The organism is Streptomyces sp. NPDC006335, assembly GCF_040612795.1.
GTDB lineage: Bacteria > Actinomycetota > Actinomycetes > Streptomycetales > Streptomycetaceae > Streptomyces.
In genome coordinates this window covers 152,089-172,718 of sequence record NZ_JBEXQX010000007.1, presented here as the reverse complement: position 1 = coordinate 172,718, position 20,630 = coordinate 152,089, and the positions used below count along the sequence as shown (strand labels likewise).

At 65.2% G+C, this 20,630-nt stretch carries 23 protein-coding genes and 1 pseudogene; 9 read left to right on the top strand and 15 right to left on the bottom strand.

Translation table 11 applies throughout. The annotated features are described in order from the left end of the window. Positions 1-48: 48 nt before the first annotated feature. The 6 genes and pseudogenes from ABZ098_RS21405 to ABZ098_RS21380 form a co-directional block, all read right to left on the bottom strand. Positions 49-294, bottom strand: a pseudogene (locus tag ABZ098_RS21405) (SpdD protein); the annotation flags it as partial. Between the two features lie 25 nt (positions 295-319). Beyond that, the gene (locus ABZ098_RS21400) at positions 320-514 is read right to left on the bottom strand and encodes a hypothetical protein (protein ID WP_356593375.1); all 195 of its coding nucleotides are present in this window, start codon (positions 512-514) and stop codon (positions 320-322) included. Between the two features lie 15 nt (positions 515-529). Next, the gene (locus tag ABZ098_RS21395; RefSeq protein ID WP_356593373.1) at positions 530-721 is read right to left on the bottom strand and encodes a mobile element transfer protein; all 192 of its coding nucleotides are present in this window, start codon (positions 719-721) and stop codon (positions 530-532) included. Between the two features lie 12 nt (positions 722-733). After that, the gene (locus ABZ098_RS21390; protein WP_356593371.1) at positions 734-1,366 is read right to left on the bottom strand and encodes a DUF2637 domain-containing protein; all 633 of its coding nucleotides are present in this window, start codon (positions 1,364-1,366) and stop codon (positions 734-736) included. 82 nt (positions 1,367-1,448) lie between these two features. Next, positions 1,449-2,825 (bottom strand): FtsK/SpoIIIE domain-containing protein, encoded by a 1,377-nt coding sequence (locus ABZ098_RS21385; protein ID WP_356593369.1) that lies wholly within the window; start codon positions 2,823-2,825, stop codon positions 1,449-1,451. Continuing rightward, the gene (locus ABZ098_RS21380) at positions 2,825-3,181 is read right to left on the bottom strand and encodes a hypothetical protein (protein ID WP_356593367.1); all 357 of its coding nucleotides are present in this window, start codon (positions 3,179-3,181) and stop codon (positions 2,825-2,827) included. Before ABZ098_RS21380 ends, ABZ098_RS21385 begins: the two co-directional genes overlap by 1 nt. A 184-nt stretch (positions 3,182-3,365) precedes the next feature. Here ABZ098_RS21380 and ABZ098_RS21375 point away from each other — a divergent pair, with 184 nt between their 5' ends. Next, on the top strand, positions 3,366-3,728 hold the full coding sequence (locus ABZ098_RS21375) for a hypothetical protein (protein WP_356593365.1): 363 nt from the start codon (positions 3,366-3,368) through the stop codon (positions 3,726-3,728). Positions 3,729-3,750: 22 nt separating this feature from the next. Here the strand turns inward: ABZ098_RS21375 and ABZ098_RS21370 are convergent, their stop codons facing one another. Beyond that, positions 3,751-4,542: a GntR family transcriptional regulator gene (locus ABZ098_RS21370; protein WP_356593363.1), complete on the bottom strand. Its 792-nt coding sequence runs from the start codon at positions 4,540-4,542 to the stop codon at positions 3,751-3,753. A gap of 109 nt (positions 4,543-4,651) precedes the next feature. Here ABZ098_RS21370 and ABZ098_RS21365 point away from each other — a divergent pair, with 109 nt between their 5' ends. Genes ABZ098_RS21365 through ABZ098_RS21355 form a run of 3 tightly spaced genes read left to right on the top strand, consistent with a single transcriptional unit; the run spans position 4,652 to position 5,932 of the window. Beyond that, the gene (locus ABZ098_RS21365; protein WP_093721932.1) at positions 4,652-5,059 is read left to right on the top strand and encodes an NUDIX hydrolase; all 408 of its coding nucleotides are present in this window, start codon (positions 4,652-4,654) and stop codon (positions 5,057-5,059) included. Positions 5,060-5,105: 46 nt separating this feature from the next. After that, on the top strand, positions 5,106-5,534 hold the full coding sequence (locus ABZ098_RS21360; RefSeq protein ID WP_356593773.1) for an ATP-binding protein: 429 nt from the start codon (positions 5,106-5,108) through the stop codon (positions 5,532-5,534). After that, positions 5,534-5,932 carry a hypothetical protein gene (locus ABZ098_RS21355; protein ID WP_356593771.1) on the top strand — a complete coding sequence of 133 codons (399 nt, stop codon included), beginning with the start codon at positions 5,534-5,536 and terminating at the stop codon, positions 5,930-5,932. The genes ABZ098_RS21360 and ABZ098_RS21355 overlap by 1 nt, the downstream gene beginning before the upstream one ends. 394 nt (positions 5,933-6,326) lie before the next feature. Here ABZ098_RS21355 and ABZ098_RS21350 read toward each other — a convergent pair whose 3' ends face one another. Both ABZ098_RS21350 and ABZ098_RS21345 read right to left on the bottom strand, forming a co-directional pair. After that, a complete protein-coding gene (locus ABZ098_RS21350) occupies positions 6,327-7,637 on the bottom strand; it encodes a HEPN/Toprim-associated domain-containing protein (RefSeq protein ID WP_356593361.1) in 1,311 nt (436 codons plus the stop codon). 60 nt (positions 7,638-7,697) lie between these two features. Then, the gene (locus ABZ098_RS21345) at positions 7,698-9,038 is read right to left on the bottom strand and encodes a restriction endonuclease (protein WP_356593360.1); all 1,341 of its coding nucleotides are present in this window, start codon (positions 9,036-9,038) and stop codon (positions 7,698-7,700) included. Between the two features lie 373 nt (positions 9,039-9,411). Here ABZ098_RS21345 and ABZ098_RS21340 point away from each other — a divergent pair, with 373 nt between their 5' ends. Then, positions 9,412-10,131, top strand: coding sequence for a hypothetical protein (locus ABZ098_RS21340; protein ID WP_356593358.1), 720 nt, complete (start codon positions 9,412-9,414; stop codon positions 10,129-10,131). 185 nt (positions 10,132-10,316) lie between these two features. Here ABZ098_RS21340 and ABZ098_RS21335 read toward each other — a convergent pair whose 3' ends face one another. The 3 genes from ABZ098_RS21335 to ABZ098_RS21325 form a co-directional block, all read right to left on the bottom strand. Continuing rightward, positions 10,317-10,835, bottom strand: a complete 519-nt coding sequence (locus ABZ098_RS21335) for an HIRAN domain-containing protein (RefSeq protein WP_356593356.1) — start codon at positions 10,833-10,835, stop codon at positions 10,317-10,319. Between the two features lie 342 nt (positions 10,836-11,177). Continuing rightward, positions 11,178-11,606 (bottom strand): type II toxin-antitoxin system VapC family toxin, encoded by a 429-nt coding sequence (locus ABZ098_RS21330; RefSeq protein WP_356593354.1) that lies wholly within the window; start codon positions 11,604-11,606, stop codon positions 11,178-11,180. Next, complete coding sequence (locus ABZ098_RS21325) at positions 11,603-11,875, bottom strand: hypothetical protein (protein WP_356593352.1); 273 nt, start codon at positions 11,873-11,875, stop codon at positions 11,603-11,605. Before ABZ098_RS21325 ends, ABZ098_RS21330 begins: the two co-directional genes overlap by 4 nt. A gap of 513 nt (positions 11,876-12,388) precedes the next feature. On the opposite strand from ABZ098_RS21325, the gene ABZ098_RS21320 reads away from it, so the two are divergent. Both ABZ098_RS21320 and ABZ098_RS21315 read left to right on the top strand, forming a co-directional pair. Beyond that, positions 12,389-12,847 carry a hypothetical protein gene (locus ABZ098_RS21320; RefSeq protein WP_356593350.1) on the top strand — a complete coding sequence of 153 codons (459 nt, stop codon included), beginning with the start codon at positions 12,389-12,391 and terminating at the stop codon, positions 12,845-12,847. A 136-nt stretch (positions 12,848-12,983) separates the two neighbouring features. Continuing rightward, a complete protein-coding gene (locus tag ABZ098_RS21315; RefSeq protein WP_356593348.1) occupies positions 12,984-14,096 on the top strand; it encodes a hypothetical protein in 1,113 nt (370 codons plus the stop codon). A gap of 175 nt (positions 14,097-14,271) precedes the next feature. Here the strand turns inward: ABZ098_RS21315 and ABZ098_RS21310 are convergent, their stop codons facing one another. Both ABZ098_RS21310 and helR read right to left on the bottom strand, forming a co-directional pair. Beyond that, a complete protein-coding gene (locus ABZ098_RS21310; protein WP_356593346.1) occupies positions 14,272-14,586 on the bottom strand; it encodes a hypothetical protein in 315 nt (104 codons plus the stop codon). A gap of 1,191 nt (positions 14,587-15,777) precedes the next feature. Next, complete coding sequence (gene helR / locus ABZ098_RS21305; RefSeq protein ID WP_356593344.1) at positions 15,778-17,943, bottom strand: RNA polymerase recycling motor ATPase HelR; 2,166 nt, start codon at positions 17,941-17,943, stop codon at positions 15,778-15,780. Between the two features lie 324 nt (positions 17,944-18,267). Between helR and ABZ098_RS21300 the strand changes: the two genes are divergently transcribed. Then, positions 18,268-18,936: a glycoside hydrolase family 11 protein gene (locus tag ABZ098_RS21300; RefSeq protein ID WP_356593342.1), complete on the top strand. Its 669-nt coding sequence runs from the start codon at positions 18,268-18,270 to the stop codon at positions 18,934-18,936. After that, positions 18,936-19,613 (top strand): polysaccharide deacetylase family protein, encoded by a 678-nt coding sequence (locus ABZ098_RS21295; protein ID WP_356593340.1) that lies wholly within the window; start codon positions 18,936-18,938, stop codon positions 19,611-19,613. The genes ABZ098_RS21300 and ABZ098_RS21295 overlap by 1 nt, the downstream gene beginning before the upstream one ends. 169 nt (positions 19,614-19,782) lie before the next feature. Here the strand turns inward: ABZ098_RS21295 and ABZ098_RS21290 are convergent, their stop codons facing one another. Further along, positions 19,783-20,559, bottom strand: a complete 777-nt coding sequence (locus tag ABZ098_RS21290) for an SAM-dependent methyltransferase (RefSeq protein WP_356593338.1) — start codon at positions 20,557-20,559, stop codon at positions 19,783-19,785. Between the last annotated feature and the right edge of the window lie 71 nt (positions 20,560-20,630).

The window sequence follows — 20,630 nt, the reverse complement described above, 5'->3', positions numbered from 1 at the left end:
CGTAATGCTTGGTCGTGTGCCGCCGCCCCGGAGGCCGGGCGGGATCTGGCGGCGGTGCTGGTCGCGGAGCATGGAGCGCAGGACGACGGCGGCCACGGCGACGGAGATGGCCGTGACGGCGACGGCGGCCAGGAGTGCGGTGAGGACGGCTCCGCCGACGACCAGGGCGACGACTGTCTTCTGATCGATGGACACCGAGGGCAGCGAGCGGCGTGCGGGTGCCGGGTCGGTCGTCGTGGTGTGGGTGTGTGCGGGCGGCGGGGTCGGGTTGTCGGGGTACTTGGGCAGGAACACGGCGGGAGACTCCTTATCTACTCGTCTAGATGTGTCGGCCGTTTATGACGGTCACGCCGGAGCGAGTGCCGGATTCGATGGCAGGGGCGAGGAAGGTGTGGGAGAGCCAGAAGCCGAAGAGGGCGATCAGGACGACGATCCAGGTGCGGACGCCGAGGAACTTGACCGCTCCCCAGGCGAAGAAGCCAAGGACGACGACGAGGGGCAGGCTGACGGTCACGGGTGGTGGGTCCTTTCAGCGGACGGGGCAGCGGTGGGTGCGGGCGGCCAGTTCGGCGGCGGCCCGGCTGTCGTAGTCGGCGGAGAAGCCACAGCGCGGGGCGGTGCAGGCAGCGGTGTGCTTCTCTCGGCCCCGGCCGTCGAACGAGCTGGCGACCTGGACAGGGCCGATGCGGGTGACGTTGCGGAAGCGGCGGTTGGCGGACACGCGGGTCTCCTTTCAGAGTTGGGCGGCGATGGCTTCGGCGAGTGGCGCCGGGACACCGAGGCGGGCGCGGAGGGTCGGGGTGTCGATGGGAGCGCCGGTGCGGGTGCGGTGTTCGGCGGCGACCTTGCGGGCGTGGTTGACCAGGGCGGTCGGCACCGGAACGGGCGAGGTGGACAGGGTTGGCTCGATGGCGGCGGGGTGGGCGGGCGTTTCGGGTGTGGTTTCGGGCTCGTCCTCCTGGTCCTGGATGAGTTCCGTGCTGCTCTCATCGGTGGCTGCCTTGGGCGCCGAGTGCGCGAGGAGGGTCCCGCCGAGGAAGGCGACCGCGGGCCAGCCTGCGACGAGGATGCGCAGCCAGGCCGGGACGTCGGTCATGTCGAGCAGTCCGGCGGTGGCGACGTTGGCGCCGAGGGAGGCGGTAAGTGCGATGACGAACCAGCACCAGGCCGCCGCCTTGGCCGTACCGGAGCGCAGTCGACGCCATGCGGCGACGAGCAGCAGGTCAACGCTGATCGGGTAGGCCCACGCTTTCCATCCGTCCTGTCCGGCCGCCATGGCGATGTCATGGATGTGGGCGAAGGACAGCGCGGCGGCGATGAGCGCCTGGACCAACGCCGCGTCGACACGGGCCAGATGGGCGCGCACGGTCCGGCTCCTTTCGGTTTCGGGCATGGCAGGGGTAGGGACGTGGCGCGAGGCGGTCACGCCGACCAGGTGGAAAGGTGCGTCAGTCGGTCACCGGGTGCGGCAAAGCTGCCGGGGCCGGGGTCTCGACTAGACGTATGGGAACCTCGGGCTGGAAGGGCTTGAGCGCTGGCAGGTCGGGCACCAGGTGCGCCGATTCCCGGCAGATCTCGGCGGCATTGCCGAGGGAGAGGTACGGCGTGCGGATGCGGGACCAGCCGCCGGAGGTGTCACCCGCGACGGCCAGGCCGGGCAGTTCGGGGGCGATGGCGCAGGCGGCGGAGACCGCTTCCGGGGCGATGTCGCCGAGGGCCATCTTGGCGGAGGCTTCGTCGTTGACGCGGTGGCAGACGCGGCCGGTGAGCTGGGCGCGGAGCATGGTGGCGCCCTTGCCGAGTTCGGCGCCGAAGCGCTGGCCGCACACCTCCAGGTAGATGCCGGCGGCGCGGCCGAGCTGGGCGAGGCGGATGAGCTGGGTGACCATCTCGTCGCGGCGTTCCTCGTCCTTGCGGGTGGCGGTGAGGAAGAGTTCGGCCACCTCGTCGACGAACAGGACGACGGGGGTGGGCCGTTCGCTCTCGGGCAGGCCCCAGATGTCGGAGGTGATCTCCTCGTCCGGGGTGTCGGGCGCGATGCCCTGCCGGGTCTTGATCAGGTCGTATCGGTCCTCCATTTCCTTGACCAGCACGGGCAGCAGTTCGGCGGCTTCGTCCGGGTCGGTGGCGAGAGCGGACAAGCGGGCGACGAAGGGCGCCAGCTCGACACCGCGCTTGCAGTCAATCCCCACGAGGGCCACAGGCTGAGGGGCGAGTCCGGCGATGAGGTGGCGCAGGTACATGGACTTGCCGGACAGAGTCGCGCCGAGGGTGAGTTGGTGGGGGACGGTTCGGTAGTCCCGCACGAAGGGAGTGGCGTCCTCCCGCAGGGCGACCGGCACCTTGAGGAATCCGGAGACGGTCTTGCGGGGCATGCGCACCCGCCGCAGCACGTCGTAGCCGACGAGCCGCAGTTCCACGACACCCGGCTTGACGGTGAGGACGTAGACGGCGTGAACTCCCCAGGCGTGCCGCAGGCGTTCGGCTGAGGCGGCGACGTCGGCGGGTTCCTGCCCGGGGGCGAGCCGCAGGCGGAGGCGCAGCCCGGTCGTGGTGGGCCGGATGATGCCCCGGCGGGGCGGGACCGGGCGGACCTCCCGCCGGGTGGTGGCCTTGACGGCGAGGACCCGCAGCCGGGACGGGGCGACGGTCAGGCCGCACGCCTCCATGACGGAGCTGTACGAGCTGAGCAGGCGGGCGGTGGATATCGGGCCGCCGACGGCGGACCAGTAGACCGCCGGGTACTTGGCCCGGGTGTAGGCGGTCCCGCCGCCGAGCGCGGCGAGGGGACCACCCAGCTCCAGGAGCGTCGTCAGGTCGGTCATCAGGCGGTGGCCCCCATGGCGGCCGGGAACGCGGCCGGGGTGACGGCGGCGGCCCGGTAGGCGATGCCGTGGCGCTGCTGGCCGTTGAACACGGACTCCCACGGCCGGGCGATGAGCCCCGGCAGGGAGACCGGAGCACCGAGGTTGAGGCCCTCGGAGACACCGCCTTCCGGGACGGTGACCTTGATCAGCGAGGACTCGCCGTCCTCGATGTAGACGACGCCGAGCGTCATCAGGGCCTCACCGCTGACGGCGTCCTTGGCGATCTCGCCGGTCTGTCGGTCGCGGACCTTGGGCTCAGGAGCCTCGGTGAGGAGGATCGTGGCGGCGGAGGGCTCAACACGGATGGTACGCAAGGCAGTTTCCCTATCTACTCGTCTATACATGTAGCGATCTGCGAACCCGATCTCCCGGGCTCACGACGATCACCCTGCCACACAACTTGCCCACTCGTCTATACGAGTATGCATGCTGAGGTGTACGAGTTCAGGAAGCCTCACGGACCGGGCCATTGTCAGACCCCACCGCCATGCTCTGCCCATGCTGATTGCGACCAACAGCCGGGGCCACGTGGTGAGGCGCCCTTCGAAGCCGAAGATAGGAAGGATGCTCGCTGACCTGGATCAGGACGATCACTTGATTCTTGAGCGGCAAGACGAGAGCCAGGAAGGCAACTGGTACATCCAGGTGCTGTTCCGCGAGAACAACACCTACCAGCTGGAGTACCGAGACGGCGTTCCCGCAGAGCACTACCAGACGCAGACGGTGTCGCAGGAGAAGGCCCGGCAAGCACTCCTCGACTGGGTGGCCGACAAGCCCGCGTGGCGGGAGGGCTTCATGTGGACCAACATCGGCCACTGGTTCACGCCAGCCCCTGAGAATGAAGACGATCCGACTGTCTAGAACTGCGCCGCCGCCCATGCGATCAGGTCGCGGGGAGCTGATACGACAGGACATAGGCGTCCGCCGCCATGACCGTGTCGCAGACCTCGACGGCCCGTCCCTCGGTGTCGAAGGCGGTGCGGATCAGGTGGATGACGGGCACGCCGGAGGCCAGCCGGAGCGTCTTGACCTCGTCCGGTGAGGGCATCCGGGCCCGGATCTCCTCCTCGAAGTGGTCCAGGCGGTGACCGAGTTCTTCGAGACGGGCGTAGATACCGCCGGGCCCGGGGTTGGGTTCGGCGATCTGCGTACCGCGGGCGACGTCGAGGGGAAGGTAGGAGGTGGCGAACTCGACCGGCCGCCCGTCGAGGAGGTACCGCCGGCGCCGGGCAAGCACCCGCCGCACAGACCCGAGCCGCGTGGAGATGTCCTGACTGGCCTTCTCTTCCTTGACCTCCAGGCTGTCGACCTGGGGATGACTGCCGACCGTGTCCGCCTCGACGATGAACGCGGACTTGCCCTGCTCGCGATGCCGGCGGGCGAACCGGTCGGAGGCGAGCCGCCGTACAGGCGGGCGGGGCCGGACGAAGACGCCCTTGCCGTGCTCGGCATGGACGAGTCCTTCCCCCTGGAGGATGGAGAAGGAGTTGCGGACCGTCATCCGGGATACCCCGTAGTGGTCCACAAGCTCAGCCTCGGAGGGCAGCTTCTCGCCCTCTCGGAACCGCCCACGGTCGATGGCCTCGCGCAGCTGGTCGGCGATCTGCCGGAAGACCGCACGATCGCTCGTGGGGTCGAGATCACCGAGCTGGCCGGAGGGAAGAGCAGGGGTCACGAGTGCACTCCTTTAGGTATCTAGACGTGTGGGCGAGTGTTGTTGCTACGGTGGAGAGCCTAGCCATCCGAGAGGGCCGAGGAACGTGAGCACAGAACGCCCGCACTCCGTGAGCGTGGCCGGAGTCGTCATCGACGACCTGGGCCGGGCCCTCCTGATCCAGCGCCGCGACAACGGCAAGTGGGAGCCCCCGGGCGGCGTCCTCGAACGCGAGGAAACCATCCCCGAGGCACTGCAACGCGAAGTCCTCGAAGAGACCGGCATCAAGATCGCCCTCCCGGCGACTCTGACCGGCGTCTACAAGAACATGACGGGCCTGATCGTCTCCCTGGTCTTCCGCTGCCAGGCCGCCGACGGCACCCCCACCACCGGCGACGAGACCCGCGCACTGCGCTGGGCCACCCGCGAAGAAGTCTCCGAGCTTGCCGACGAGGCGTACGCCATCCGCGTCCTGGACGCGATGGACGCGGCGTCTCCACCTGCCATCCGCGCCCACGACGGCGTGAAACTCGTCTAGCCCGAACCCGCTGCACATGGCGGCCTACCAGCACGAAGGAACTTGTATGCACGAGTATACGAGTACAGCCCGGGTCTGGGGGCTCACTTGCCCAGGTTTCCCGGAAGAGGTCAGCCGGGCCCGCCGCTGGACCCGCGACATCCTGCGCGGATCGCCATGGGCGGAAGACGCGGAACTGATCGTGAGCGAGCTCAGCGCGAACGCGATCCTTCACACGGCCAGCGGCCAGGACTCGGGCAGCTTCCACCTGGCACTGGCGGTATCGGCACAGGCAATCGCGCTGTCGGTCACGGACGACGGAGGCGCCGGCAGCGCCCCGAAGATCGAGCGCCAAGACCAGGACGCCGAGCACGGCCGGGGCCTGGGCATGGTCAGCGTGATCGCTCACCGGGTCGTCGTCCATGAGAGCGACGGCGGCCACACGGTCACCGCGGAGCTCCACACGGAGCTGCCAGCGGGAGGCCACCCGTGCTGATGGACAAGCCGCAGCGGGGCTACTGGTGCGAGTGCTGGACCGAAGACCTCACCGCCGAGACACTGCCGACCCTCCGGGCATCCTTCGACGCGTACTCGGCGCCCCAGGCCGACAGATGGGTAGCGGTCGCACTCCGCACAATCTCACCGGCACTGGACCCCGACGCCTCACAAGAAGCGTGGGAGTGGCTGTACGACGGCCGCATCATTACGCGGAGAGCACTCCTACGCGCCGAGCCCAGCACAGTGACGCTCACCCAGGCCCGTACACGCCTCACATGGACGATCCGGCCAGTGATCTTCCTCCCGCTGGCACACCGCCAAGGGGCCGAACTTCCTTCCTGTGCACACGACTTCAAACCGCACACAGAGCCCCACACACCCCAACAGGCCGACTGAGTTACAACTTTCTCTACTGGTTCAAGGCGGCTCGCTCCGCTCCCCGCGCGCGGCCCGGCCCCCGGCCGGGCCTGCGCTCCTGTCTCCGCCCCGCTCCAGCCCGGCCGGCGCCCGTGCCGCGCTGTACAGCGATCAGCCGCTTGAAGTCAGAGAAGGGGTACGTCGTGGCTGGGGCGGTCGGCTCCACGGCTTTAGGCAGCCACTTTGGCGCGAGCCTCGAAGATCATGGCCCCAACGTCGTGCTTTACCGGGCAGGTCCACAGACTGCCCGACGCGCCGAAAGCTTACGGGGCCATGATCACTCGCGCCAAAGCAGCTCCAGCCCAAAGCCGTTCCGCCGACCTACGTAACACAGCGGATTAGAGCCCAGCAAGGTTACGCCAGAAAAAGACTCTCAATCGCCCGTGAAATCCGCTATGGAAAGAGGCGCAACGTACGGGCGGGCGGCAGGCAAATTACTGAGCTTTTCCACCAAAGCATCCAAGATTAGCTCCAGCCCCGACCAATCTTGGCGCCTGGCCACTTCTGGATTGGCCAAAGCTTCGTCCACTTTCGCACGAAATGCGTTCTGCAGGGGCCCCTTATTAGTGACTTCACCCTGATAAGCGCCAACTTTATGCATGTACCCTTTCCACTGAACTGGCGCAAGTGTTCCATTTTCCCCTTCTAGTACATCCCTGCCTAGGTAAAGTTCAATGGAACCAGCGAGGCCGTTGACATCCATTACGGAGTCGCCTTGAGGTCCAAGCGTAGGGTAGGCCTCAGCCAGCGGGAGATGGGGATAATGCATTACGCCATAATGTGCCGGAATTGAGTTAGGTCGCAGCGCGAGGACTGCCTCGTAGGCGGCGCTGTCGTTATCAAAGATAGCGACAATTCGATGGGAGATGCCAGCCGCGGCGAAACTCTTCAGCGTCCTTACCGCAGCCGCCGCTCCCCCTTCATTACCTACACTGTAATCAAGGAAGCGGATATAGGGCGCCAGGTGTGGTCGCAATATCGCGATCGCGCTTCGCAACACTGCTGCGTCGAAGCTGCCTTCCGTGATCACGATGGGCGGTGCCGCATCAAGCTGCCATACTGGCATCCACTCGCCCGCTTCATTAATCGGGTAGGCGTCTTCAATGTAGTCTGTCAGATCGAGAAAAATCCGGAAATCGTCTGGGAAGTGCTCTACCAGCACACGCATAAGAATGCGAGAATCGGCGCCTTGGAAAATGTCAAGAGGACCGCTCTCTCGCCAATCTGGAGAGGAAATTTGCTTTTTAGCGATATGTGAAGAAACCCGCGCTTGCCACTCTTCAAAGTTCAGGTTACTAAGATCCTGAATCTTCCTTCGCAGAGATTCTTGAAATCGGGAAGCGGTTTTCCTACCTTCGTATTGCTCTAGGAACCTTTTAGACTGCTCAATCTCCTCCTTGAGCAGACGGCGGACGCTGCTCTGCATAACCTGGTAGCCAAATCCCAAAGTATTCAGTCGCTCCTTAAGTGCCCCAATCGAGGCACAGAGCCCGTAGACCTCAACATCACCGACTTCACAGTCCAGGTTTCCCGCATGCCACGCCGACGAGTAAGGAACGGCATCCTCACCAACGAGGTAAGTAGCTTCTTGTCTTGAGAAGAGATCCTCCAACTCCAGGTGCATTTCATTCCTGTAAGTGAAGATCTCTTTACCGCCTACATAAATGCCAGAATATTCGCCCACAGGATCATTTTGATGTGGCAACAGATGCCCGTCAAGCGTATTTATCTGGTAAGCCTGAGCTCATCTTCCCAGAGCCCTCTTGAGCCCACTCTCTCGCAACCAGTCCGTCATCTTCTGCTTGCTAGCGACCATCTGGGCCAGATCGTCACCATCCACGGCAAAAATGATGCCACCGTCAGCCTGGAAGGTTTTCAAGCGTTCGAGGAATGTCTTTGCAAATCCAGACAATGAAACGAAGATTCCAATACGACAGAGTGCGCCTCTATCTCTCAGCTTAGATTCGAACACGCGCAGTTCTGGCACGCCCACCTTCTTCTTCCAATTTTTACACTCGATCAGCATTAGCGGACTCCCTTGGGATGCCCAAAACGGCTCCCTTAGGTTATTGCTAACCAGGATATCAATCTCCTCCTCGGCGGTTCGAAAGTTCTTTTCAACCACCGACAAACCCGCGCCTTCCATGCGGAGAAGTGATTCAACTAGACCTTCCAGAGCATCTCCCCTCATTTTTGTAGTGTAAGCCCCAGGATCCTCGTTTAGCTTGCGAAGTCGATCTAGCAATTCAACAGACCTGGCAGCCCAGTACTCCTCGCTCAGGGCCCCATCAAACGATGAAAGGACGCCGAAAAGACGGGCAAGGGACTGCGCTGTACCAGCGAGTGCTTTTCCCGAGTCCTCCCAATACTCAGCCGCATAGGAGCGAGCATCCTCCTTCGTGTTCGCCATCGAATATTCGGCAGCATCGTCGGAAATGTCAAACTCAACAGGAGTGTCTCCAGGTAGACTTTTCAGCAGAATGCAGATAATGAGCGGCCAAGCCAGTAGTGGGGCATCTCTCTTCAGATAAGTCAATGATTCGACTGCACGCAAGATCTCACACTTTAGATCAAGGCTGTATTTATCTGCCTCTTCGTAAGCCCTGAACACATCATTGAAGGCGTGCGGCGGGGTCTCGTAATCAGTCAAATCCTCAAGAAGAATGATTCCATCCGAATCTGCGTCCATCTGCTTATTCATAAGGACGCCAAGTTGTGTCAAGTCGATTTCTGGTGAGCTGTTCCTGAAACGCTCCAGCTTTTCCTGCACTTGAGTCCAGGCTAGGCCCTTGGAGTGGAGGTCTGCCATGAGTGCTCCAGAAGCTTGGCCCCGCTGCACTCGAATCGTCGCATACGCGGAAACAGCAGCGCTCCAGCCAAGACCAGAATTTGAGAGCACCTCTAGTGATTTTTCGACCGTGCTACAGAATTTCACCGCATACTGATTGTTGCCATCTTCTCGATCTGCCTTTTGCTCAACTCGGAGACTGTCGAAGCTAAATAGCATGCGCGGAAGCTCGCTGGCGTGCTTGCGCCACATGAACGTGCACTTGTCTCCGATTTCCAAGTAGGTGTCGTATCCCATTGCCCCACTTTTCTGCCGTGCCTGCAGTTATCCACCCCAAAGTTAAGGGATGGTCGCATTGGGCGGGAGGCGTTTCCAGACATTCGAGCAAGCGGACAGTCCCCCTCGCTGCCCCGTGCCTCGCCGGCCTGTACCGATCTGCACAGCCCGACCTGCCGTGGGGCCTGGCGAGCACGAGGAGGACCCAGGTAGTCGGCCGTGACTGCCGTGCCAGAACCGTGCCAGGTCGTGCGGCGACTCACGGGGAACGCCGGAGACCAACTCGGCAGATAGCTCGGGGACCTACGGCCTTTGATCGCAGGTCAGCAAGGGTTTCGAGGCCGGAGCACATAAGCTTCCCAAGCTCAGAGCTTCAGTCCGGCAGAATGTGAGGGTGTCCCTTGACGCCATTGACGCCGTGGACTGGTCGACGATACCCAACCCTACGTGGCACCAGTGCGACGATCCGGAACGGGTTGCTCACGCACTGCGACTGCTGACCGTGTCCACCACGGCCAACGAGACGGGCGACGCTGCGTCCCTGCTTGCCGGTGGGGGGTTCGTCTGCAGCCACGCTGCCATGGTGTTTCCGGCCGCCTACGCTGCCACCCCGGCTTTGCTGGATCTCGTCGAGCACGGCCAGCGGCCGCGCATCAAGAAGGCAGCCCTCGGGCTCCTGGACGATGCGCTGGGCTACCTTCCGACCGCCGGCCACAACCGGGTGGACACCCCCTACGGCACCGACGTCCCCCTCTGCTGCGCCATAGCGCGCCTCATCCGCGGCCGTCGCAGCGCTCTTCTCGTCCACGGGAAATCCGGCAAGCAACTCCTGACAGAGGCAGAGCTTCACTGGCGGATGACCATCGAGGAGACAGAACTCCAGCCTGAAAACACTCTGACCGCCCTCGCCGCACTCGAAGGCACACCCTTCGCAACACCGGGCGAGGCTGAGCTGCACAGCCCACATTCCGAGCGACCTGCAACCGCCGTATGGATCGACGCGTTGACGACCGACGTCTCGGGCGCCGCATGCTTCCACCTTGGGCAAGCGCTGCCCGATGTGCTCCCGGGTTCTGTCCTCTACCCAGCTGAGTGCGGCCGACGCGAGCACTGACCTCGTTGCCATGCCTCAGTAGCCGCACCACCGGCGCACCAGATCGAGCGGGGAACGGCGGGGAACCACGGTGAAGGCCGACGAGGTCACCCAGGCCGCCTCAAAGCCCTCCGCCCAGGTCAACGCCCAGACCAGCCGCAAAACGCCCGCAGCTTCCCAAGCTGAGAGCGCGCCATAGCCGATCGCTACCCGAGGAACGCCGGCCGCGGAAGCGACGAGGGCCGCGGCGACAGGAGATGGGCGACCACCCTAGGCTCGGCAGCCAGAACTGCCACTGCATCGCACTTCATTCCCGGCCCAGTCCCCCTCAGGCTCACCGCGGAGAGCTCTGCTCCGTCGGCGATCAACCGAGACCAGGCACGAGCTTTCTGCTTGTTGACGTAGCCGATCGGACCGTTGCCTGTGTTGGGATAGACCGCTACGGCATAGCCATCGTGGGGGTTGTCAGGCTCAGGCACCAGTCGCAAGGGCTGACCTGGGCGCAGGTCAGCCCGTTTTGCCGCCGCCTGGTAGTACGTCACACCTCGTAGGTTCGTGACGTAGAGCCCGGCCCGCTGCAGCCGCCGATCGGTTGGACCGACGAGGAGGCCCGTACCGTCTTCGCAGAGGCGTAGACCACCTTGGTACTCAACGAGGTGAAGCCGGTGCAGGCCCCCCGGCGGCGGTACGAAGCGGTCTGCGGGTCCGTCTGACGGCACATACATGGGTCCCCCTGCAGCACGGAATCACCGTAGCCTTGCACGGGAGCCAGGCGAGGGCGAGCCCTTCGGTTGAAGACAGATGGGTGGAGAGGAATGACATCCACTACTGACATCAACAGGCGCGCACGGTGGCGTACCAAGGCAGTTGGCCTCGGATTCGGCACCGCCCTCCAATACCGGGGATACGGGGCAGGCACGGCCACCGGATCGAACTCCTAAAGCGGGTGTCGCAGGTTCGAATCCTGCCGGGGGCACAGAGAAACACCTGGTCGCAGGCCCGTCCGTCCGTCGGACGGAAGGGCCTGCGAGGTGGCAGCACAGATACGGCATCGACGCCGCGGCCACCTACAGTTGCTGCTCCCACGGATTGACCACCAGAGCCCCGGTTCGGGCCATGTGCTTGATGCTGCGTGTGGCCACCGTCCAGCCGTTGGCCAGGGCGGTGGCGGCGATCAGGGCATCCGGTGGGTCGATGCTGGTGCCGGCGGCCTTGAGCGTCTTATGAATGGTGAGGTAGGCGGCCGCTTCCGGTTCGCCGATCGGTGCGATGCGGTCACGGAATTCGTGCCGCACCGCAGCGAGGGCTTGTGCGTAGCGGGCTTGCTTTACGGGGTCCGGGGCGGCGGCAACGCCGGCCTCGATCTCGGCCACGGTGATCACGCTCAGGAAGCGGTTGGGGCGGGCCGTGGACCGGAACCAGGCCAGGACGCGCGGGTCGGGCTTCGCCCGGGTCGTGAGCTCGGCGACGACATTGGTGTCGAACAGGTAGATCACTCGGCGTCCGTATGCCCATCGTAGGAGCGGGCGCCGAACTCCAGACCCTCGAAGGGCCGGGAGAGCAGGAACTCCTCGAAGCCGTCGTTACTCAGCGCCACCCAGCGGTGCAGCATCTCGGGCAGAGCCTCGATCTCCGTGTCGGCGAGCTCCGCGTCGAAGTGCCGACGCTGGTCCTCAGGCAGGGACTCCCGGATGTCACGAATGGTCCGCAGCGGATGCGACGACGGGCGCGGCGGGTGAGGCACACCGCTCGGAGCTGTGGTCATCGGCATCCCCTCCGCATGCATCGGGCTGCGTACTGCTGCTGCTCCTCAGGCTACGGGTTTCCGCCTACCCACTCACAACTTTGGGACGAGAGCGGGGCAGCCGTCAGCCTGGCCGCCGAGCGACAGAAGCAGGCCTTTCGGCGTGCGCCCTGGTCGCCCTCGTCAACAGGTACCGCCCCCCAGCCAAGGGACCGTCCGGAACGGATTCGGCAAGCGGGTGTCGCAGGTTCGAATCCTGCCGGGGCACAGTCTCTGACCAGCGCGTTTACCTCTCCAAGGTAGGCGCGCTGTTCGTCGTAGCCATGGCGAACACCAAGAACAAGCGACGTCAACGAGGCAGCATCCGCCCCAGCGGGGCCGGCTTCCAGGTCCGGCTCTACGCCGGGCGTGCCCCCCTCACGAAGAAGGATCTGTACCTCCACGAGCAGGCCGAGAAGAGGTCGAGGCCGAGAAGGTCCGCACGAAGCTCCTCCATCAGTCGACGAGAAGCGCCATCCCAAGAGAGAGGTGACGATGTCCTTCCTCCTCGACCGGTGGCTCGGCGTCGCCGCACTCGACGAGACGTCGTACGAGCGCGCCGCGGGGCAGATCCGCAACTACCTCAAGCCCACGTTCGTGGACCTCAAGGCGAGCGCGCTCACCGCCGAGATGCTGGAGCTGTTCTACGCCCGTCTCCGGCAATGCCAGGAACAGTGCGATGGCCGACGCAACGGCAAGATCGACCCCAAGACGAAGCAGAAGCACGTCTGCGAGCCGCTCGGCGCGAACTCCGTCCGCAAGATTCACTTCATCCTGCGCCCGGCGCTCAACCGCGGTCTGCACTGGGGTTACATGACGACGATTGTGGCGGCACTCGCCAAGCCGCCATCCCAGCCCAAGCCGAACCCCGATCCGCCCGCTCCTGAAGAGGCAGTCCTGGTCCTGAACACCGCCGGCAGCGGGACCTGGACTGGGGCACTTTTCTGTTCATGACGATGGTCACCGGGTCACGCCGCGGCGAGATGTGCGCTCTGCACTGGGCGGACATCAACCTCGGCCCCGTCGATCTCTCCACATGAGCAGTCCTCGACCGCTAGCATGACCTGCCCATGGCGAACCGGAGGAATAAATGAGCGATATTCGATACTTCGGCGTCGGCTGCCTCATCCCGAGGATTTCCGCAGAAAATGTCGACGAATGGCTCAAAAAGACAAAGAAGCACCTCGAAGCCATACCTTCAGTTCACCAGTTAAGTTTCACGGGAATTACCGACATTAATTACAGCTGGAGAGGAGGTGAAATTGGACAGTTGGGCGACGAGAAGCTTAACATTCCCGAGGCCGGAACATTGAGCTTCAAGGTGCACATCCCAACTCGACTACGAACAAAGTTGGGCGCACCTCTGGGCAGCGACGACGTCGAAGACTTCTATGTGTTTACGTTCTTTAGTCACGTACACCCGGTGACCTATGTGAGTTTCCTAGACTCAACGGGTGAAGTACGGGCGCCCGCCGCTGCCGTGATCATAGTACGGGAGTTCCTGAACGCGGAGTTGCAGAAGACGGAGCCGAAGGTCGACCTGATCAGAATAGGTCCAACCCCTTTCCATGCAGACTTTTTCTTGAGCCCCGGAAATGGGGTCATAGACATCATGGATGGATTCAGCTATAGCAGAAAAAAGCAACCCGGGTATGACAGAATCGAATACTTTTACACGCGGGAAGATGAAAGATCTGCAATCTCGGCAGATGAGGCGCTAGCCAGTCTCTATCTAATCACAAAACAGGAATTTTCTTACTTCTACCACTTCGAATCCCTCAGGAACGCCCGCGGGCGGGCGATGGCAGAGCTTTACATGGATGCAGCAAGGCTGGCCGAGCGATTCAAAAAGAAGGGCATCAAGCACTACCTATACCGAGCTTTCGCCCTAGGACATCGTTTGCAGTCTGCCCAACTTGAAGCCATCTCGGCGCGGATGCTTGTGACGTGGCACAAGAGGAACGCGAAAGAGAATCTGGATCGCCTATACGGCAGCACCGAAAGCGTCGGCATCAAGGAACATCTCGAAAAGGTATCGGAGGAAGATTTCATAGAAGATATTGAAGCATCCGAAAAAATTCTCGAAATCATTGAAGGACGGCATAGCCAAGAGGTTCAGAGGTTCGCAACAATATCTTTTTCCCTTCTGGGTGTCATAGTAGGTGCAGTTCTTACCGCTGCCTTTAGGGGCTGGTGGGGGTGATCTCTTCCGAGCTCTCCCGCAGCCGTGGGAGAGCGCTCGTTGGTAACCAGACCTGACAACTACCTACGCTGCGCAGCAGTTCGTACACCAGCGTCTCTATCCAACCGTCGCACCACCCGACTGCAGCAGCCGGAGCGGGCACGGGCCGAACTCCTAAAGTGGTTGTCGAGTCAGCTCACCGAGTCCATACCCGGCGGAACTCTTCGGCTGAGATGGCCTCCAGCGGAGCCTGTTCAGGATCAATCGCTTGGTCGGTCAGGCCACCGTGCTCATCCTCCAGGTGTTCCCAGCTGTACCGGCGGAGTCGGCCGGCCAAGGTCAACTCGGCCTGCTTGATGACGATCAACTCGCCGCGGTCGGGTGCGGCCTCGATGTACCAGAGCCCGCCTTCTTCATCAGCGTGGCGGAAGTGGTGCCGCAGGGTGGCGCTCTCGTCGAGGGCTCGGTAGTACGCAGTAATCTCGGCCGCGATGTGCTCCAGGTCAACCATGGGACCATCGTGCCAGCGAGCCCGCGCAATTGGGCCGATCTGACATCCATGTGACATCAACGGCGCCGGACGCGAGTACTCCTAGGCGGTCCGACATGGCCAGAGTTACCGAGTGGTTTTCCCGGTCGTACCAATGAGTGATCGAACTCCTAAAGCGGATGTCGCAGGTTCGAATCCTGCCGGGGGCACAGCAGAAGGGGCCGGCCCAGGAGGTTTTCTTCCCAGGCCGGCCCTTCATCGTGTGCGTGGCCGTGCCACAGGCTCTCGCTGTTAGATGCGGACGTGACGAAGAGCGATGACCACGCGAGAACCAGCAGGCGGCTGACCATGTGGGGCTGCCTCGCCGGGTTGGCCGTGGCCCTGGCTATACCGGTGTACGTCGTGGTGGCCGTGCTTCTGGGCGGGATGCCTACCCCTTGAAGCCGCGGTGCGTCTACTCGAAGGGGGAGCGACTGCCACCAATACGCGGCCCCTTGAGCTCGTATCGACGGCTGCTCTGGAGGGGTCGACGCTGCCTTCCTCCGCGACAATCGGCGACCAGCAATCTCCCCCAGTCGCCGGCCCGGTCGCTGTCGGGGGCAAGGTCCTCGTGTTTGCCCCCGATGCCGTAGGCGTCGAGGAGTCGTCGCTCGACTCCGAACGGCTCGCCCAGGGCGAGCTCCGGGTTGTCGCTGATCCACCGTCTGAGGATCCGTCCGCGCTCGGCGATCAGCCATGCCCTCTCCGTCGTGCTGCTCGCTGTGGAAGAAGAGTTGAGCTTGGCCGAAGTGCACGCTCAGCTTCCGGCACAGGTCAGTGACGTGCGCTGTCTCTGCGGATAGGACAGGCCGAGTACGGTCCGACGACCAGGGTCCACCCTTGCAGGGGCGGCGTGACGACGACCGTGGAGACCGGCGCCTCCTCATCGTGTGCCGCCTCGTCGATGAGTTCCACGCCATCGGCCCAGACGGTCCCGTACATCCGTCAAGCCGAAGGTCTTCACCAACTCCGCCTCCGCCTGGTCGACGGTCGCGACCGCGAGCCATGACAGCCGACAGGCGCGTATGAGTGGTGCGCCATCAGACGTCCCCAGGCCCCGTCCCCAGGACCCGTCCCCAGGACCCGTGCCCAGGACCCGTCCCGCTCTCTCCCTGCTCCTGCCCACCGTCGTCGCGCTCGTCCCCGTAATGCTCCAACGGCCGTGACCATACGTCAGCTCCCCGGCCCGCCACTCGTCAGAACCACCAACCGCTGCGTCGCCCGAGTCATCGCCACGTACCGGTCCACCGCCCCCTCCACCCCCTCGCCGAAGTTCTGCGGGTCCACGAGGATCACCAGGTCGAATTCGAGGCCCTTGGACAGGGCCGGGGTCAGGGAGCGGACCCGCGGGGTCGGCTCGAAGTCGGGGGCGCCGATGACGCAGGCGATGCCCTCGGGGTGGGTGGTGAGCCAGGTGTCCAGCAGGGTGGGCAGTTCCGTCACCGAGCCGTGGGTGACGGGGGTGCCGGTGCTGCGGATCGAGGTGGGGACGTTGGCGTCCGGGAGGGCGGCGCGGATGACCGGCTCGGCCTCCTTCATGATCTCTTCCGGGGTGCGGTAGTTGATGCTCAGGGAGGCCATCTCGACGCGGTCGAGACCCACCCGCGCGAGCCTCTCCTGCCAGGTCTCCGTGAAGCCGTGGCGCGCCTGGGCGCGGTCGCCGACGATGGTGAAGCTGCGGGACGGGCAGCGCAGCAGCAGCATCTGCCACTCCGCGTCGGTCAGTTCCTGTGCCTCGTCCACGACGACGTGCGCGAAGGGGCCGGCGAGCAGGTCGGGGTCACTCACCTGGAGGGCGCTCTCGTCGACCAGGGCGTGGTGGAAGTCCTCGCCCTTGAGCATCGTCACCAGGCCCATGCCGTACTCGTCGTCGGCGACCGCGCTCAGGTTCTCCACGACCGTGGCCATGCGCTCGCGTTCGGCGGCGACGGTGGCCTCGTTGCGGCGCCTGCGGCGCGAGATCTCCGGGTCGCCGAGGCGCTGCCGGGCCGCGTCCAGGAGCGGCAGGTCCGACACCGTCCAGTCCTGGCCGTCCGCGCGCTGGAGCTTTCGTACTTCGTCGCGGTTGAGCCAAGGCGCGCACATCCGCAGATAGGCCGGGACGGTCCACAGGTCCGAGACCAGGTCGGCGGCCTCCAGGAGTGGCCAGGCCCGGTTGAAGGCGGTGAGCAGTTCCCTGTTCTGGCGCAGGGACTTGCGGAGCAGCGCCTCCGGGGCGTCGCCCTCGTGCCTGTCCACCAGGATCGTGAGCAGCTCGTTCCAGACCTGGTCGCGCGCGTCGTTGTGCGGGGCGCCCTCCGCCGCGTCGAACGCCTCGGCCCAGTCGGCGGCGGTCAGCGGGATGTCGGACCAGTGGGTGGTGACGGTCATGCCCTCGGTGGGCGGCTCCTCGTAGAACCGGACGGCCTTCTCGATGGCCTTCACCAGGTCCGCGGACGACTTCAGGCGGGCCACCTCCGGGTCGGTCTCGACGCCTGCCGTGGCTCCCTCGGCCACGAGGTCCCTGAGGACGCAGGTCTGCACGCCCTCCTCGCCGAGGCTGGGCAGGACGTCGGAGACGTAGGCCAGGTAGGGCCGGTGCGGGCCGACGAACAGCACGCCGCCGCGCCGGTGTCCCAGGCGCGGGTCGGAGTGCAGGAGGTAGGCGGAGCGGTGCAGGGCGACGACGGTCTTGCCGGTGCCGGGACCGCCGTCGACGACGAGGGCGCCGCGTGATCCCGCGCGGATGATGGCGTCCTGGTCGGCCTGGATGGTGCCGAGGACGTCCCGCATCCGTTCGGAGCGGTCGCTGCCGAGGCTGGCGATGAAGGCGGACTGGTCGTCGAGCGAGGCGTGGTGCCCGGCGAAGCCGTCCGGGGCGAACACCTCGTCCCAGTAGTCGCCGATCCGGCCGTTCTTCCAGCGGTACCTGCGGCGGCTGGCGAGCCCCATCGGGTTGGCGTGGGTGGCCCCGAAGAACGGCTCGGCGGCGGGGGAACGCCAGTCGACGAGCAGTCGGCGGCCCGTGCTGTCGGTGAGGCCGAGCCGTCCGACGTACACCGGCTCGGAGTCGTCCGCGCCGACCATGTGCCCGAGGCACAGGTCCAGGCCGAAGCGGCGCAGGGTGCGCAGCCGGGCGCCGAGGCGGTGCACCTCCGTGTCCCGGTCCATGGCCTCCTGGCCGATGCCGCCGGGGGCCCGGAGGGTGGCGGCGAGGGTGGCGGACAGTTCGGCGATCGTCTGCTCCAGGCACTCCGCGATGGCCGCGAAGTGTTCCTCGTCGGCGGCGATCAGCGTCGGGTCGGCCTTGGCGGCGAGGCGCTCGGGAAGGTCGAACACGCTGGTGGGCAGGGTACTCAAGGCAACAGCTCCGGTGTGAGGTCAGCGGCCGTGGGGCCTACGGCCGGTAAGTGTGCGCCTTGACGGGGGCCTTGCCGCAAGTCCCCCGGTGCGCTATACGTTGAACATGGCAAGGAGGTGCTGACCTCCCTGCCTTTTCTTTTGCCCCTGATCATCCGGAAGTTCTTCGAAACATTCGAAGCTGGGGGACCTTCACCACTCTCCATCTTCCTGCGATCTTCCGAAAGATTTCGCGGATTTCCTGAGGTGAGAGGGATCTCGAAGCATTCGAAACATACGTCGAAAGTGTTGACGCTTGACAGGGGCAGACCAAAACTGTGGGGCATGACTGACACTCCCGCACACCCGACGCGCCGCAGCGTCTGCGGCCTCCTGCTGGCCACCGGCGCCACGCTGGCCCTGCCCGGCACCGCCGAGGCGGCCACGGTCATCACCACGAACCAGACCGGGACCAACGGCGGCTACTACTACTCGTTCTGGACCGACGCCCAGGGCACCGTCTCCATGACCCTCAACTCCGGCGGCAACTACAGCACGTCCTGGCGCAACACCGGCAACTTCGTGGCCGGCAAGGGCTGGAGCAACGGCTCCCGCAGGACCGTGCGCTACTCCGGCAGCTTCAGCCCGTCCGGCAACGCCTACCTGGCCCTGTACGGCTGGACGTCCAATCCGCTCGTCGAGTACTACGTCGTCGACAACTGGGGCACCTACCGACCCACCGGCACGTACAAGGGCACCGTCACCAGCGACGGCGGGACGTACGACATCTACCAGACCACCCGCTACAACGCCCCGTCCGTCGAAGGCACCAAGACCTTCAACCAGTACTGGAGCGTGCGGCAGTCGAAGCGGACCGGCGGCACCATCACCACCGGCAACCACTTCGACGCGTGGGCCCGGGCCGGCATGCCGATGGGCAGCTTCAAGTACTACATGATCCTCGCGACCGAGGGGTACCAGAGCAGCGGCAGCTCCAACATCACGGTGTCCTGATGAGGGCCCGGGCGCACCTCCCGTTACTGGCCGCAGCCGCTCTGGCCGCCGCCGGCACCCTCACCGCCCCCGCCGCCGCTGCCCCCGCGCAGGCCGCCGCCTGCTCCGGATACGTCGGGCTCACCTTCGACGACGGCCCGGGCAGCGGCACCACCACCCTGCTCAACTCCCTGCGGCAGTACGGCCTCAGGGCCACCATGTTCAACACGGGCCAGAACGCCGCCGCCAACCCGGCACTCGTCAGGGCCCAGGTCAGCGCCGGGATGTGGGTCGGCAACCACAGTTACACTCACCCGCATCTGACCCAGCAGAGCCAGGCCACGATCGACTCGGAGATCTCCCGCACCCAGCAGGCGATCGCCGGCGCCGGCGGTGGCACACCGAGGCTGTTCCGGCCGCCGTACGGCGAGACCAACGCGACGGTCAGGGCCGTCGAGGCCAAGTACGGGCTCACCGAGGTCCTGTGGCAGGTCGACTCGCAGGACTGGAACAACGCCAGTACGGACGCGATCGTCGCGGCGGCCGGCCGCCTCACCAACGGGCAGGTCATCCTCCTGCACGACTGGCCCGCCAACACCCGCGCGGCGATCCCGCGCATCGCTCAGACACTGGCCGCCAAGGGGCTGTGCTCCGGCATGATCTCGCCCCAGACCGGCCGCGCGGTGGCACCGGGCTGACCGGAGCCGCGGGATCCGGCCACCGTGGCGCGGCGGCAGTCGTGCAGCCACGGCGATCCGGCCACAGCCACCCGGCCTCGGCGCGGCGGCCGATTCCCCCTCGGGCCGCCGCGCCGAACACGGCGAACCGGTGCACCGAGACACCGCGCGCGTACGACGTCGGCGGCGCTCAGAGTTTGCGGCCGACCCCGCAGTAGGCGTCCACCCCGGCCGGGCCCGGCTCCTCCGGCCGCCACTCCGTCACCCGCACCACTCCCGGCGCGAGCAGCTCGAGCCCGTCGAAGAACGCGGCTATCTCGTCGACGGCCCGCACGTAATACGGCACCGCCCCGCTGGAGTTGTACGCCTCCGACGCGGCGATCATGCCCTCGCTCGTGGCCGTGCTGTCGCTGAGGACCAGGTAACTGCCGGACGGCAGGCCCGACATGAGCCGCCGGACGAGGTTGACGGCTCGGTCGTGGTCGGCGACGTGGCCGAGGGTGTTGAGGATCATCAGGGCGACCGGCCGGTCGAGGTCGAGGGTCTCGGCGGCCGCTCGCAGCACGGCCTCGGGGTCGTACAGGTCGGCGTCCAGGTAGGCCGTCCTGCCCTCGGGGGCGCTGGTGAGCAGGGCGTTGGCGTGGGCCAGCACCACCGGGTCGTTGTCGACGTAGACGATCCTGGCGTCCGGGGCGACCCGCTGGGCGACCTCGTGGGTGTTGTCCGCGGTGGGCAGGCCGGTGCCGATGTCCAGGAACTGCCGTACGCCCTGTTCGCCCGCGAGGTGGCGGACCGCGCGGCCCAGGAACCGGCGGCTGGTGAGCGCCACGTCGACGAGGCCCGGGAAGATCTCCTTGATGTGATCGCCGATCTGCCGGTCGACCTCGTAGTTGTCCTTGCCGCCGACGAAGTAGTTCCAGAAGCGGGCCGAGTGGGGCCTGCTGGTGTCGATCGGGCTGTGCGGCACGGCGGAACTCCTGGGGACGAGGGCCGGTGACTCCGTTCGGCTGTGAATGCCGCGTTTTCCCCGACGGGACG

Bases quoted from the DNA above. Each gene is read 5' to 3' on its own strand.
- ABZ098_RS21320 (WP_356593350.1), top strand. From the start codon at position 12,389: ATGTCCTTCCTCCTCGACCGGTGGCTCGGCGTCGCCGCACTCGACGAG.
- ABZ098_RS21335 (WP_356593356.1), bottom strand. From the start codon at position 10,835: ATGTATGTGCCGTCAGACGGACCCGCAGACCGCTTCGTACCGCCGCCG.
- ABZ098_RS21310 (WP_356593346.1), bottom strand. From the start codon at position 14,586: ATGGTTGACCTGGAGCACATCGCGGCCGAGATTACTGCGTACTACCGA.
- ABZ098_RS21315 (WP_356593348.1), top strand. From the start codon at position 12,984: ATGAGCGATATTCGATACTTCGGCGTCGGCTGCCTCATCCCGAGGATT.
- ABZ098_RS21360 (WP_356593773.1), top strand. From the start codon at position 5,106: ATGCACGAGTATACGAGTACAGCCCGGGTCTGGGGGCTCACTTGCCCA.
- ABZ098_RS21325 (WP_356593352.1), bottom strand. From the start codon at position 11,875: ATGACCACAGCTCCGAGCGGTGTGCCTCACCCGCCGCGCCCGTCGTCG.
- ABZ098_RS21295 (WP_356593340.1), top strand. From the start codon at position 18,936: ATGAGGGCCCGGGCGCACCTCCCGTTACTGGCCGCAGCCGCTCTGGCC.
- ABZ098_RS21355 (WP_356593771.1), top strand. From the start codon at position 5,534: ATGGACAAGCCGCAGCGGGGCTACTGGTGCGAGTGCTGGACCGAAGAC.
- ABZ098_RS21345 (WP_356593360.1), bottom strand. From the start codon at position 9,038: ATGGGATACGACACCTACTTGGAAATCGGAGACAAGTGCACGTTCATG.
- ABZ098_RS21375 (WP_356593365.1), top strand. From the start codon at position 3,366: ATGCTGATTGCGACCAACAGCCGGGGCCACGTGGTGAGGCGCCCTTCG.
- ABZ098_RS21300 (WP_356593342.1), top strand. From the start codon at position 18,268: ATGACTGACACTCCCGCACACCCGACGCGCCGCAGCGTCTGCGGCCTC.
- ABZ098_RS21385 (WP_356593369.1), bottom strand. From the start codon at position 2,825: ATGACCGACCTGACGACGCTCCTGGAGCTGGGTGGTCCCCTCGCCGCG.